Source organism: Streptomyces sp. NPDC026589, from assembly GCF_040638385.1.
Classification (GTDB): Bacteria; Actinomycetota; Actinomycetes; order Streptomycetales; family Streptomycetaceae; genus Streptomyces.
This window is the reverse complement of sequence record NZ_JBEZYG010000019.1, coordinates 20,783-34,406: the sequence shown is the minus strand read 5'-3', so window position 1 is coordinate 34,406 and position 13,624 is coordinate 20,783. Positions and strand designations below refer to the sequence as shown.

At 70.4% G+C, this 13,624-nt stretch carries 8 protein-coding genes and 1 pseudogene; all 9 read left to right on the top strand.

All coding sequences use genetic code 11. The features are described 5' to 3' along the window. Positions 1 to 163: 163 nt before the first annotated feature. The 9 genes and pseudogenes from AB0F29_RS28665 (at position 164) to AB0F29_RS28625 (ending at position 13,616) form a co-directional block, all read left to right on the top strand. Positions 164 to 1,195, top strand: a complete 1,032-nt coding sequence (locus AB0F29_RS28665) for an iron-siderophore ABC transporter substrate-binding protein (RefSeq protein WP_361877725.1) — start codon at positions 164 to 166, stop codon at positions 1,193 to 1,195. Continuing rightward, positions 1,192 to 2,232: an iron ABC transporter permease gene (locus AB0F29_RS28660; protein ID WP_361877722.1), complete on the top strand. Its 1,041-nt coding sequence runs from the start codon at positions 1,192 to 1,194 to the stop codon at positions 2,230 to 2,232. Before AB0F29_RS28665 ends, AB0F29_RS28660 begins: the two co-directional genes overlap by 4 nt. Continuing rightward, complete coding sequence (locus tag AB0F29_RS28655) at positions 2,229 to 3,281, top strand: iron chelate uptake ABC transporter family permease subunit (RefSeq protein ID WP_361877719.1); 1,053 nt, start codon at positions 2,229 to 2,231, stop codon at positions 3,279 to 3,281. Before AB0F29_RS28660 ends, AB0F29_RS28655 begins: the two co-directional genes overlap by 4 nt. Continuing rightward, positions 3,278 to 4,117, top strand: a complete 840-nt coding sequence (locus tag AB0F29_RS28650; RefSeq protein WP_361877716.1) for an ABC transporter ATP-binding protein — start codon at positions 3,278 to 3,280, stop codon at positions 4,115 to 4,117. Before AB0F29_RS28655 ends, AB0F29_RS28650 begins: the two co-directional genes overlap by 4 nt. A gap of 148 nt (positions 4,118 to 4,265) precedes the next feature. Then, complete coding sequence (locus AB0F29_RS28645) at positions 4,266 to 5,498, top strand: cytochrome P450 (protein ID WP_361877713.1); 1,233 nt, start codon at positions 4,266 to 4,268, stop codon at positions 5,496 to 5,498. Between the two features lie 22 nt (positions 5,499 to 5,520). Next, positions 5,521 to 6,651, top strand: a pseudogene (locus AB0F29_RS28640) (type III polyketide synthase); the annotation flags it as partial. A 99-nt stretch (positions 6,652 to 6,750) separates the two neighbouring features. After that, positions 6,751 to 7,941, top strand: a complete 1,191-nt coding sequence (locus AB0F29_RS28635; RefSeq protein WP_361877710.1) for a S8 family peptidase — start codon at positions 6,751 to 6,753, stop codon at positions 7,939 to 7,941. A 251-nt stretch (positions 7,942 to 8,192) separates the two neighbouring features. After that, positions 8,193 to 12,482 carry a discoidin domain-containing protein gene (locus AB0F29_RS28630; RefSeq protein WP_361877707.1) on the top strand — a complete coding sequence of 1,430 codons (4,290 nt, stop codon included), beginning with the start codon at positions 8,193 to 8,195 and terminating at the stop codon, positions 12,480 to 12,482. Between the two features lie 126 nt (positions 12,483 to 12,608). Then, the gene (locus tag AB0F29_RS28625) at positions 12,609 to 13,616 is read left to right on the top strand and encodes a LacI family DNA-binding transcriptional regulator (RefSeq protein ID WP_361877704.1); all 1,008 of its coding nucleotides are present in this window, start codon (positions 12,609 to 12,611) and stop codon (positions 13,614 to 13,616) included. The last annotated feature ends 8 nt before the right edge of the window (positions 13,617 to 13,624 follow it).

Below are 13,624 nucleotides of genomic sequence, written 5' to 3'. Positions count from 1 at the left end.
CCTAAACGGTTGATTGCGACAGTCGGGTCGATTCTCATAGGGTTCGAAGGCAAGCCTTACCTAAGCCGATGACGCACGTGCCGCGCACCGATCCCTGACTGCTGCGCACCCCCGGACGTGCGAGAAGCGGCACCCCGACATCCGGAAAGCCGGGTACACACCCATGTCTTCACACCGCCTCCGCCTGCTCGTCGTGGCGGCCGCCCTCGTCTCCGTCTCCGCCTGCGGCGGGACCACGGACGCCGGGAACAAGGACGACGAAAGCCGTTCCGGCGGGTTCCCCCTGACCGTCGAGCACGCCCTGGGCAAGACGACCATCCCGGCGAAGCCGAAGCGCGTCGCGACCGTCAACTGGGCCAACCACGAAGTGCCGCTCGCGCTCGGCGTCGTGCCCGTCGGCATGGCCGCGGCCAACTTCGGCGACGACAACGACGACGGCGTGCTGCCCTGGGTCGAGGAGAAGCTCGACGAGCTGAAGGCGAAGACGCCGGTACTCTTCGACGAGACCGACGGCATCGACTTCGAGGCCGTGGCGGACACGAAGCCGGACGTCATCCTGGCCGCGTACTCGGGTCTGACCAAGAAGGACTACGAGACCCTCAGCGAGATCGCCCCCGTCGTCGCCTACCCGGAAGCCGCCTGGGCGACGCCGTGGCGCGAGATCATCCGGACGAACAGCACGGCGATCGGGCTGGCCGACGAGGGCGAGAAGCTCATCAAGAAGCTCGACGGAGACATAGCGAAGACCGCCGCGAAGTACCCGCAGCTCAAGGGCAAGTCGGCGATGTTCATGACGCACGTCGACCCCAACGACGTCAGTCAGGTCGGCTTCTACACCGCCCACGACACCCGCACACAGTTCTTCCAGGACCTCGGCATGAAGATCCCCGGGTCCATCGCGAAGGCGTCCGAGGGCACGAAGAAGTTCGCCCTCACCAAGAGCGCCGAGCAGATCGACGCGTTCGACGACGTCGACATCATCACCGGCTACGGCGACGACACCGGCGAGCTGCTGAAGACGGTCACCAAGGACCCGCTGCTCTCGAAGATCCCCGCCGTCGAGCGCGGCTCCGTCTACCTCCTGCCCGGCACCAGCCCGCTGGCCACCGCCGCCAACCCGACGCCGCTGTCGATCAGCTATGTGCTGGACGACTACGCCGCCGCGCTCGCCAAGGCCGCGGACAAGGTCAAGTGACCGAGCCCGACACCCGTACCCCGCCGGACGTCGTCACCAGGCGTCCGGCGGGCGTGCGCCTGCTGTGGGTCCTCCTCTCCGTACTCGCCCTGGCCGCGGTCATGGTCGCGTCCGTCGCCATCGGCTCCCGCGATGTCCCCTGGTCCGACGTCGTCGCGGCGCTCGGCGGCGCGGACGACACCCTGGGCCGGGCGGCGGCGACGAAGCGGATCCCCCGTACCGTCCTCGCCGTCGTCATCGGCGCCGCACTCGGCCTCGCGGGCGGCGTGATGCAGGGCGTGACGCGTAACCCGCTGGCAGACCCGGGCATCCTCGGCGTCAACATGGGGGCATCCCTCGCCGTCGTCACGGCGGTCGCGTTCTTCGGGCTCACCTCGCCGACCGGATACGTCTGGACCGCCGTCCTGGGCGCGGCCCTCGCCGCGCTGTTCGTCTACACCGTGGGAACCCTCGGCAGAGGAGGGGCGACCCCCCTCAAGCTGGCGCTCGCCGGAGCCGCCACGTCCGCGGCCTTCGCCTCGCTCGTCAGCGCGGTCATCCTGCCGCGCAACGACATCGCCGGAAGCTTCAAGCTCTGGCAGATCGGCGGCGTCGGCGGCGCGTCCTTCGAACGCATCGGCCAGGTCATGCCGTTCCTCGCGGTCGGCTTCGCCGTCTGCCTGCTCTCGGCCCGTGCCCTCAACTCGCTGGCACTGGGCGACGAGTTGGCGGCAGGGCTCGGTGAACGGGTCGCCGTGGCACGCGCGGTGGCCGCCCTCGGCGCCGTGCTGCTCTGCGGGGCGGCCACCGCCGTCGCCGGGCCGATCGGCTTCGTCGGCCTCGTCGTCCCGCACACCTGCCGGCTGCTCGTCGGCGTCGACCACCGCTGGCTCCTGCCGCTGTCGGCTGTGCTCGGCGCGGTCCTCCTCACCGTCGCCGATGTCGTCGGACGGATCGTGGCCCGCCCCTCGGAGATCGACGTCGGCATCGTGACCGCACTGATCGGGGCCCCCTTCTTCATCTACATCGTCCGCCGACAGAAGGTACGTGCCCTGTGAGCGCCCCCGTCCTCACCCGGCCGTCGTCCGTCGAGGCCGCCACCCGCCGTCGCCTGCGCGGCGCCTCGCGCCGCCGCCGGGTCGTCCTGGCGCTGCTGGTCCTCGTCCTCGCCGCGTTCGCCGTGACGCTCATGGCGGGCCGGACCTTCTACCCGCCCGGAGACGTGTTCCGGGTGATCCTCGGGGAGCAGGTGCCGGGCGCGTCGTTCACGGTGGGCCGGCTGCGGCTGCCCCGCGCGGTCCTCGCGCTGGTGGCCGGATTCAGCTTCGGCCTGGCCGGGGTCACCTTCCAGACGATGCTCCGCAACCCGCTCGCCAGCCCCGACATCATCGGCATCAGCTCCGGGGCGAGCGCCGCCGCGGCCATCGCCATCGTGACCCTCTCGCTCGGCGAGATCCAGGTCTCCGTCCTCGCCATCGCCGCCGGCCTCGGAGTCGCCCTGCTGGTGTACTCGTTGGCCTTCAAGGGCGGCGTCGTCGGCACCCGGCTCATCCTGATCGGCATCGGGATCTCCGCGATGCTCGACAGCATCACCTCCTACGTCCTGTCCCGGGCCGCCGAATGGGACCTCCAGGAGGCGATGCGCTGGTTGACCGGCAGCCTCAACGGAGCCACCTGGGACCAGGTCGTCCCCGCCCTCGTCGCGGCGGCCGTCCTCACCCCGCTGCTGCTGGGCCAGGCCCGTAACCTCTCCGCGCTCCAACTCGGCGACGACACCGCCTCCGCGCTCGGCGTACGCGTGGAGCGCACCCGGATCACGGTGATCGTCGCCGCCGTCGGGCTGATCGCCTTCGCCACGGCGGCGGCCGGCCCCATCGCGTTCGTGGCGTTCCTCTCCGGACCCATCGCGGCCCGGATCACCGGAGCGGGCGGCTCCCTGCTGGTGCCCGCCGGACTCGTCGGCTCGCTGCTCGTCCTCGTCGCCGACTTCACCGGCCAGTTCGCCTTCGGCGAGCGCTACCCGGTCGGGGTCGTCACCGGCGTCCTCGGAGCCCCCTACCTCGTCTACCTGATCATCCGCACCAACCGGGCGGGAGGCTCGCTATGACCACGCACCACCGACTGACCGCCGAAGGACTCACCCTCGGCTACGGCGACCGCACCGTCGTCGACTCCCTCGACCTGGCCGTACCGCCGGGCCGGATCACCGTGATCGTCGGCGCCAACGCCTGCGGCAAGTCGACGCTGCTGCGTTCCATGTCCCGGCTGCTCGCCCCCCGGGCCGGCCGTGTCGTCCTGGACGGCAAGGAGGTGCACCGACTGCCCGCCAAGGAGCTGGCCCGCACCCTCGGTCTGCTGCCGCAGTCGCCCGTCGCCCCCGAGGGCATCACCGTCTCCGACCTGGTCGGCCGCGGCCGCCACCCGCACCAGTCCGTCTTCTCCCGCTGGAACGAGAAGGACGACGCCGCCGTGGCCGCCGCCCTGGAGGCCACCCACACCGAACCGCTCGCCGAGCGCGCGGTGGACGAACTCTCCGGCGGCCAGCGCCAGCGCGTCTGGATCGCGATGGCCCTCGCCCAGCAGACCGATCTGCTGCTGCTCGACGAGCCGACCACCTTCCTCGACGCCAGCCACCAGATCGAGGTCCTCGACCTTCTGACCGACCTGAACCGCTCGCGCGGCACCACCATCGTGATGGTCCTGCACGACCTCAACCTCGCCGCCCGGTACGCGGACCACCTGATCGCCCTGGCCGGCGGCGGGCTCCACGCGTCCGGCACCCCGGCCGAGGTGCTGACGGAGGAGACCGTACGGGTGGTGTTCGACCTCGACAGCCGCATCATCGAGGACCCCGTATCGGGCCGGCCGCTCATGCTCCCGATCGGCCGTCACCACGTCCTGGACCGGGCCGAGGCACTGACCGTCGGGGAGGCGACCGCATGAGCGCCGGGGCGTGCGCCCCCCTGATCGACTGACTGCTGTGTGCCACTGACATGTTTCGGAGAGTGACGGGGCACACAGGGTAGGTCGGGTGCCGGGTCCCGGTCCGGCACTCGCCCTTTTCCTCGAAGCGGTCATTGGGAGAACCTCGGTGGAGAACACCTCGGTGCAGAACTCGGTCCAGAACAAGGAAACCGTCCGGAACTGTCCGTTCGACTACGCGCAGCAGCTGGAGTTCGACCCCCAGCTCAGGCAATTGCTGACCGAGGAGCCGGTGTCCCGCATCCGTATGGCGTACGGAGAGGGCGAGGCCTGGCTGGTCACCCGCTACGAGGACGTCCGGACGGTCACCACCGACCGGCGGTTCAGCCGCAGCGCCGTCCTCGGCCGCGACTTCCCCCGGATGACGCCGGAGCCGATCGTGCAGGCGGAGTCCATCAACCTCATGGACCCGCCCGCCAGCAGCCGGCTGCGGGGGCTGGTGGCCAAGAGCTTCACCCCGCGTCGTGTCGAGCAGATGCGCGGCGGGACCCAGCGCGTGGTGGACCGGCTGCTGGACGAGATGGAGGAGGAGGGCGCGCCGGCCGACCTCGTCGCCCGCATCTCCGCGCCGCTGCCGCTGATCACCATCTGCGAGGCACTCGACATCCCCGAGGCCGACCGCCCCTGGCTCCGGGCCCACGCCATGACCATGATGAACGTCGGGGCCGCGGGCAAGGAGGACGCGGTACGCGCCAAGGCGGAGCTGCGCGGCTACTTCCAGGAGCTGACCGCGGAGCGGCGCCGCTCCCCGGGCGAGGACCTCATCAGCACCCTGGCCACCGCCCGGGACGGCGACGAACTGCTGGACGACGACGAGCTGGCCGTCATGGCGATGGTGCTGCTCATCACCGGCCAGGACACCACGACCTACCAACTCGGCAACATCGCCTACACCCTGCTCACCCGCCCGGACCTCCTGCGGTCCCTCCGGGCCGAACCGCAGCGGCTGCCCCGCACCCTGGAGGAGCTGCTGCGCCACATCCCCTTCCGCAAGGGCGTCGGCATCCCGCGCATCGCGCTGGAGGACGTGGAGCTCTCCGGAGTCCTCATCAAGGCCGGCGACGTGGTGCACGTGTCCTATCTGACGGCCAACCGGGACTCCGCCAAGTTCGACCGTCCCGACGAGCTGGATCCCGACCGGCCGACCATCCCGCACATGACGTTCGGCTGGGGCGCCCACCACTGCCTGGGCGCACCGCTGGCCACCATGGAACTGGAAGTGGCCTTCTCCACGCTGCTGACCCGCTTCCCGGCCCTGCGTCTGGACGTGCCGCCCGCGGACGTCTCGTGGAACACGACGTCCATCTGGCGTTACCCGCTCGCCCTGCCCGTCACATGGTGACGAGAGCCTTCGCTCCAGAGAACGAGGAGAACCCATGGCGACCCTGTGCCGACCGGCCATCGCTGTGCCCGAGCACGTCATCACGATGCAGCAGACCCTGGACCTGGCCCGGGAGACCCACGCCGGGCACCCGCAGCGCGAGCTCGTCCTGAGGCTCATCCAGAACACCGGCGTCCAGACCCGGCACCTCGTGCAGCCCATCGAGAAGACCCTGCGGCACCCCGGATTCGAGGCGCGCAACCAGGTGTACGAGGCCGAGGCCAGGACCCGGGTCCCCGAAGTCGTCCGGCAGGCGCTCGTCAACGCCGAGACCGACCCGTCCGAGATCGATCTGATCGTCTACGTCTCCTGCACGGGCTTCATGATGCCCTCGCTGACCGCGTGGATCATCAACAGCATGGGCTTCAGACCCGAGACCCGCCAACTGCCCATCGCCCAGCTCGGCTGCGCGGCGGGCGGCGCGGCGATCAACCGCGCGCACGACTTCTGCCTGGCCTACCCCGAGTCCAACGTCCTCATCGTCTCCTGCGAGTTCTGCTCGCTGTGCTACCAGCCCACCGACATCGGGGTCGGCTCGCTGCTCTCCAACGGGCTCTTCGGCGACGCCGTCTCCGCGGCCGTCGTACGGGGACAGGGCGGCACCGGCATGCGCCTGGAGCGCAACGGCTCCCACCTGGTGCCCGACACCGAGGACTGGATCTCCTACGCCGTCCGCGACACCGGGTTCCACTTCCAGCTGGACAAGCGGGTCCCGGGCACCATGGAGATGCTCGCCCCGGTGCTCCTGGACCTGGTCGACCTGCACGGCTGGTCCGTCCCGAACATGGACTTCTTCATCGTCCACGCGGGCGGACCGCGCATCCTGGACGACCTCTGCCACTTCCTGGACCTGCCGCCCGAGATGTTCCGCTACAGCCGGGCCACCCTCACCGAACGCGGCAACATCGCCAGCTCCGTCGTCTTCGACGCACTGGCGAGGCTCTTCGACGACGGTGGAGCCGCCGAGTCCGCGCAGGGGCTCATCGCCGGCTTCGGGCCCGGTATCACCGCCGAAGTGGCCGTGGGCAGTTGGGCCAAGGACGACCTCCGGGCGGAGGTCGGACACGACCTCGACGGGCTGGAGCTGACCGCGGGCGTTGCGCTGTCCGGCTGAACCCGCTAAGGCGACCGACGGGTGGGGACGAAGGAACGGGTGTTCGCGCTTCGCGGACGCACTTGTTCCGTGACCGGATCCCCACCTCTAGGAGAACGCATGCGCCTGCCCGCCCGATGGGCCACGGCCGCCCTGCTGCTGATCGCACCGCTGGTCGGCGCACCCGCCACGGCCTCGGCCGACAGCGGACCGGAAGGGGTTCTGGTGGAGCAGTCCACCCGGGCCGTACCCGGGCAGTACATCGTCACCCTGAAGCCCGAACTCTCGCCGGACACCGTCCTGCGGGAGTTCGGGCTCGACCCGTTGTTCCGTTACGGAAATGCTCTGCACGGCTTCGCCGCCACGCTCACCGCCACCGAACTCCAAGCGGTCCGGGCCGCTCCCGGCGTCCTCGCCGTCGAGGAGAACGCCGAGGTGGCCGTCGCCGCGCCCACGGCCGCGAACCTGCTCCGGGCGCCCGCGGCCGGCTGGGGCACCGACCGCATCGACCAGCGCGCCCGGCCGCTGGACGACACCTTCACCACCACGGCCACCGGCAAGGGAGTGAAGGCGTACGTCGTCGACACCGGGATCGACGCCGCGCACAGCGAATTCGGCGGCCGGGTCGCGAGCGGGTACGACGCCGTCGGGGACGGCCGCGCCGGCATGGACTGCAACGGCCACGGCACGCATGTGGCGGGCACGGTCGGCGGCGCGACGTCCGGAGTGGCGAAGGACGCCTCGCTGGTCAACGTACGCGTCCTGGACTGTGAGGGCCGGGGCACCTGGGCCGGCATCCTCGCCGGGTTCGACTGGGTCGCCAAGGACGCCGAGCGCAGCGGTGTCCCCGCCGTGCTGAACGCCTCGCTCGGCGGCGACCGCTCCACGGCCGTCGACGCGGCGGTCGAGGCCGTCGCCGACGCGGGCGTGCTGCCCGTCGTGGCCGCGGGCAACGACAACCGGGACGCCTGTGACGTCTCCCCGGCCGCCGCTGACGGTGTGTTCACCGTCGGGGCGAGCGACCGACAGGACCAGGAGACCTCCTTCAGCAACTGGGGCTCCTGCCTCTCGATCTACGCCCCCGGCGCCGACATCGTCTCCGCCCGCCTCGGCGGCGGCACCGTCTCGCTGAACGGCACCTCCATGGCCAGCCCGCACGTCGCGGGCGTCGCGGCGCTCTACAAGGAGGAGAACCCCTCGGCGTCTCCTGCCGCCGTCTCGCGGTGGCTGACGGACACGGCCACCCCGGACGTGCTCTCCGCTCTCGGTCAGGGCTCGCCCGACCTGCTGTTGTACACCGGCGGCCTCTGACGATCCGTCGGGCGGCCGGAGTGACGGCCCGCCCGCGGGGCGGGGGAGCGGTGACCGCGCGACGGAATCCGCTCCCCCGCCCGGCCGTCCGGCTGTTGTCGGAACGGTGGACGGTCTCTCATTTCTCTGCAACTCTCTGACGGCACAACGCAAAACAGGCCGCAGCGCATGCAGAAACTCGTGTTCCCTGGCTGCGGTCACAGAGCCGCGCCCTCGACGCGCCCTGCGCCGAGGCCGAAGATCGGGGAGCTATGAGAGCCCAACGCTGGAGATGGCGGGCGATATCCGCCTTGGTCACGACCAGTCTTCTGATGATCGGCGTACCGTCTCTCGCCGCCGCGGCGGCCGACGGACCCAACCTCGCCGCGGGCCGGGCCGCCGCCGCGAGCAGTGCCCACGCCGAGTACGGCGCGTCCCACATCACCGACGGCAACCGCTCCACGTACTGGGAGAGCGCGGGAGGCGGACTGCCCCAGTGGGTCCAGACGGACCTGGGCGCGGGAACCCGCGTCGACGAGGTGAAGCTGACCCTGCCGGCGGGCTGGGAGACCCGCACCCAGACGCTGTCCCTCCAGGGCAGCGCGGACGGCACCAGCTTCGCGACCCTGAAGAACTCCGCGATGTACACCTTCGCCCCGGGGGCGGCGAACGAGGTCACCATCGCGTTCCCGGCGACGCTGACCCGCTTCGTACGCGTCGACATCACCGCCAACACCGGCTGGCCGGCCGCGCAGCTCTCCGAGCTGGAGGTCCGGGGCGCCGGTGAGTCGTCGGCCGACCTCGCGGCGGGCAAGACCCTCACCGCCAGCAGCGGCAGCGGATCCCGGGCTCCGGCCAACGCCAACGACGGCAACCGGGACAGCTACTGGGCCGGCGGCGACGACCCGTTCCCACAGTGGATCCAGGCGGACCTGGGCGGGTCGCTCGGTGTGGACCGGGTGGTCCTGCGACTGCCCGACGGCTGGGCCGCGCGCAGCCAGACGCTGAAGCTCCAGGGCAGCGCGAACGGTACGGACTTCACCGACCTCACCGCGTCCAAGGCCTACCGCTTCGACGCGGCGGGGGGACAGTCGGCGACGATCACCTTCGACGCCACGACCACCCGGTACGTCCGCGTCCTGGTCACCGCCAACAGCGGTGCGCGGGCAGCACAGTTGGCCGAACTGGAGATCTACGGCCCCACCACCGGCGACACACAGGCCCCGACCGCACCGGCCGGCCTGGCGTTCACCGAGCCCGCCACCGGGCAGATCCGGCTGACGTGGAAGGCCTCCACGGACGACAAGAGCGTCACCGGCTACGACGTCTACGCGAACAACACCCTGCTGACCAGCGTCGCGGGCGACGTCACCACGTACACCGACACCCGGCCGACCGGGCAGGACGTCAGCTACTACGTCCGCGCCAAGGACGCGGCGGGCAACGTCTCCGCCAACAGCGACACCGTCACCCGGCGCGGCGACACCGGTGACACCCAGGCCCCCACCGCCCCCTCCGCGCTGGCGTACACCGAGCCCTCCGGCGGCTCGATCAAGCTGACCTGGGGAGCGTCCACCGACAACAAGGGCGTGACCGGCTACGACGTCTACGCCAACAATGTGCTGCGCGGCAGCGTCGAGGGCAACGTGCTGACGTACACCGACACCCAGCCGGCGTCCTCCACGGTCAGCTACGTCGTACGGGCCAAGGACGCGGCGGGCAACGCCTCCGTCGACAGCAACACCGTCACCCGCAACGGGCGGATCGGCTCCGCCTCGAACCTCGCCGTGAACAAGCCGATCACCGCCTCCTCCGTGGTCCACACCTTCGTCGCGGAGAACGCCAACGACAACAGCACCTCCACCTACTGGGAGGGCGCGGGCGGCAGTTACCCGAACACCCTCACCGTGAAGCTCGGCTCCAACGCCGACACCGAGAACGTCGTCATCAAGCTCAACCCCGACAGCAGCTGGGGGCCGCGCACCCAGCGCATCGAGGTCCTCGGCCGGGAGCAGAGCTCCTCGTCCTTCAACTCCCTCGCGGCCGCCAAGGATTACGCCTTCAGTCCGGCCTCCGGCAACACGGTGACCATCCCGGTCTCCGCGCGCGTCGCGGACGTCCAGCTGAAGTTCACCGCCAACAGCGGCTCCGGAGCCGGGCAGGTCGCGGAGTTCCAGGTCCTGGGCGCTCCGGCGGCCAACCCCGACCTCCAGGTCACCGGCATCACCGCCGCACCCGCCGCACCGGTCGAGACGGACGAGGTCACCCTGACCGCGACCGTCCGCAACACCGGCGCGCTCGCGGCCCCGGCGAGCAAGGTCGAGCTGCGCCTCGGCGGCACCAAGGTCGCCACCGCCTCCGTCGGCGCACTGGCGGCGGGCGCCTCCGCCCAGGTCGACGCCTCCATCGGTGCCCGGAACGCGGGCAGCTACGTCCTGAGCGCCGTCGCCGACCCGGCAGACGAGGTCATCGAGCAGAACGAGACCAACAACGGCTACACCAGCGCCTCCCCGCTGGCCGTGAAGCCGGTCTCCAGCTCCGACCTGGTGGCCTCGGCGGTCACCACCTCACCCTCGGCCGCGTCCGCCGGTGAGACGGTCACCTTCTCCGTCGCGCTGAAGAACCAGGGCACGGTGGCCTCGGCCGCCGGCGCCCACGGCATCACCCTGACGCTCGTCGACAGCAAGGGCGCCACGGTGAAGACGCTCACCGGCAGCCACACCGGGGCCATCGCGGCGGGAGCCACCACCGGGCCGGTCGCGCTCGGCTCCTGGACCGCCGCCAACGGCTCGTACACCGTGCGGACCGTGATCGCGGCCGACGCCAACGAACTCCCGGTCAAGCGCGAGAACAACACCTCCACCCAGGCGCTCTTCGTCGGACGCGGCGCCAACATGCCGTACGACATGTACGAGGCGGAGGACGGTACGGCCGGCGGCGCCGCGAAGGTCGTCGGACCGAACCGGACCGTCGGCGACATCGCGGGCGAGGCCTCGGGACGCAAGGCCGTCACCCTCGACCGGACCGGCGACTCCGTCGAGTTCACCACCCGGGCCGCCACCAACACCCTGGTCACCCGGTTCTCCATCCCCGACGCCCCGGGCGGCGGCGGCATCGACTCCACCCTGAACGTCTACGTGGACGGCGTCTTCCTCAAGGCGATCGACCTCACCTCCAAGTACGCCTGGCTGTACGGGAACGAGGCCGCTCCCGGCAACTCCCCGGGCTCCGGGGCGCCCCGTCACATCTACGACGAGGCGAACACGATGCTGGGCAGAACCGTCCCGGCCGGATCGAGGATCCGGCTCCAGAAGGACACCGCCAACACCACCACGTACGCCATCGACTTCGTCAACCTGGAGCAGGTCGCCCCGGTCGCCAACCCGAACCCCGCCACGTACACCGTGCCGGCCGGGTTCACCCACCAGGACGTCCAGAACGCCCTGGACAAGGTCCGCATGGACACCACCGGCACCTTCGTGGGCGTCTACCTTCCGGCGGGGGACTACAGCACCGCCAGCAAATTCCAGGTCTACGGCAAGGCCGTCAAGGTGGTCGGCGCGGGCCCCTGGTACACCCGCTTCAACGCCCCCTCCACCCAGGACAACACCGATGTCGGCTTCCGGGCCGAGGCCGGCGCCAAGGGGTCCTCGTTCGCGAACTTCGCGTACTTCGGCAACTACACGTCCCGGATCGACGGGCCGGGCAAGGTGTTCGACTTCTCGGGCGTCTCGGACATCGTGATCGACAACATCTGGAACGAGCACATGGTGTGCCTCTACTGGGGCGCCAACACCGACAACGTCACCATCAAGAACTCCCGGATCCGCAACATGTTCGCCGACGGCGTCAACATGACCAACGGGTCCACCGACAACCTGGTGACCAACAACGAGGCGCGGGCCACCGGCGACGACAGCTTCGCGCTCTTCTCGGCGATCGACGCCGGGGGAGCGGACATGAAGAACAACGTCTACGAGAACCTGACCTCGATCCTCACCTGGCGCGCGGCGGGCGTCGCCGTCTACGGCGGGTACGACAACACCTTCCGCAACATCCACATCGCCGACACCCTGGTCTACTCCGGGATCACGGTCAGCTCGCTGGACTTCGGCTATCCGATGAACGGGTTCGGGACCGGACCGACGAAGATCGAGAACGTCTCGATCGTGCGCGCGGGCGGTCACTTCTGGGGATCGCAGACCTTCCCCGGCCTCTGGCTGTTCTCGGCGTCCAAGGTGTTCCAGGGCATTCGCATCAACAACATGGACATCGTCGATCCCACCTACAGCGGGATCATGTTCCAGACGAACTACGTCGGCGGACAGCCCCAGTTCCCGATCAAGGACACCGTGCTGACCGACGTCTCCGTCTCGGGTGCGCGCAAGAGCGGTGACGCCTTCGACGCCAAGTCCGGGTTCGGGCTGTGGGCCAACGAGATGCCGGAGGCCGGGCAGGGTCCGGCCGTCGGCGAGGTCACCTTCAACGGCCTGAAGCTCAGCGACAACGCCCAGGACATCAAGAACATCACCTCCACCTTCAAGATCGTCAACAACCCGTAGCCCGGAGGGAGGGGCCGTATTGAGCGGCAAGGGGGGCGCTTCCCGATGACGGAGAAGCGCCCCTCTTGCATGCAATCCTTGCATGGATAAGTCAATTGTTTGCGTTGCTTACGCTAGTCTTGCGGCATGACGCGACGACTTGCTCAGGTAGCCAAGAAGGTTGGGGTCAGCGAGGCCACGGTGAGCCGGGTGCTCAACGGCAAGCCCGGGGTCTCCCGGACCACCCGGCAGTCCGTGCTGACCGCCCTCGACGTCCTCGGCTACGAGCGGCCCACCCAACTGCGGGGCGAGCGCGCCCGGCTCGTCGGCCTCGTCCTGCCCGAACTGCAGAACCCGATCTTCCCCGCTTTCGCCGAGGTGATCGGCGGCGCCCTCGCCCAGCAGGGACTCACCCCCGTGCTCTGCACCCAGACCAAGGGCGGAGTCTCCGAGGCGGACTACGTGGACCTCCTGCTCCAGCAGCAGGTCTCCGGGGTGGTCTTCGCCGGCGGTCTCTTCGCGCAGGCCGACGAGGCCCATGAGCACTATCACCGGCTCGCCGAGCGCCGCATCCCCGTCGTGCTGATCAACGCCCCCATAGAAGGACTGGACTTCCCCTGCGTCTCCTGCGACGACGCCGTCGCGATCGAGCGCGCCTGGCGCCACCTGGCCTCCCTCGGCCACGAACGCATCGGCGTGGTGATGGGCCCCTCCGACCATGTGCCCTCCCGTCGCAAGCTCGCGGCCGCCCGGTCCGTCGCGGCGGCTACCGGTGGGGAGCTGGCCGAGGAGTACGTCGAGCGGGCGATGTTCTCCCTGGAGGGCGGGCAGGCCGCGGCCTCCCGGCTGCTGGAGCGCGGAGTCACCGGCATCATCTGCGCCAGCGATCCCCTGGCCCTCGGCGCGGTGCGGGCGGCCCGCAGGCGCGGCCTCCGGGTGCCGTCGGAGATCTCGGTCGTCGGCTACGACGACTCGGCGTTCATGAACTGCACCGAACCCCCGCTCACCACGATCCGCCAGCCCATCGAGGCCATGGGCCGGGCCGCCGTCGAACTGCTCTGCGCGGGTATCCGGGGCGGGTCGGTCCCCCCGGACGAGCTGCTGTTCGAGCCGGAGCTGGTGGTACGGGGCTCGACCGCGAAGGCGCCCCGCTGATCCCGCGG

Excerpts from the sequence above, each read along its gene's own strand:
- AB0F29_RS28665 (WP_361877725.1), top strand. The coding sequence starts at position 164 with ATGTCTTCACACCGCCTCCGCCTGCTCGTCGTGGCGGCCGCCCTCGTC.
- AB0F29_RS28650 (WP_361877716.1), top strand. The coding sequence starts at position 3,278 with ATGACCACGCACCACCGACTGACCGCCGAAGGACTCACCCTCGGCTAC.
- AB0F29_RS28635 (WP_361877710.1), top strand. The coding sequence starts at position 6,751 with ATGCGCCTGCCCGCCCGATGGGCCACGGCCGCCCTGCTGCTGATCGCA.
- AB0F29_RS28630 (WP_361877707.1), top strand. The coding sequence starts at position 8,193 with ATGAGAGCCCAACGCTGGAGATGGCGGGCGATATCCGCCTTGGTCACG.
- AB0F29_RS28625 (WP_361877704.1), top strand. The coding sequence starts at position 12,609 with ATGACGCGACGACTTGCTCAGGTAGCCAAGAAGGTTGGGGTCAGCGAG.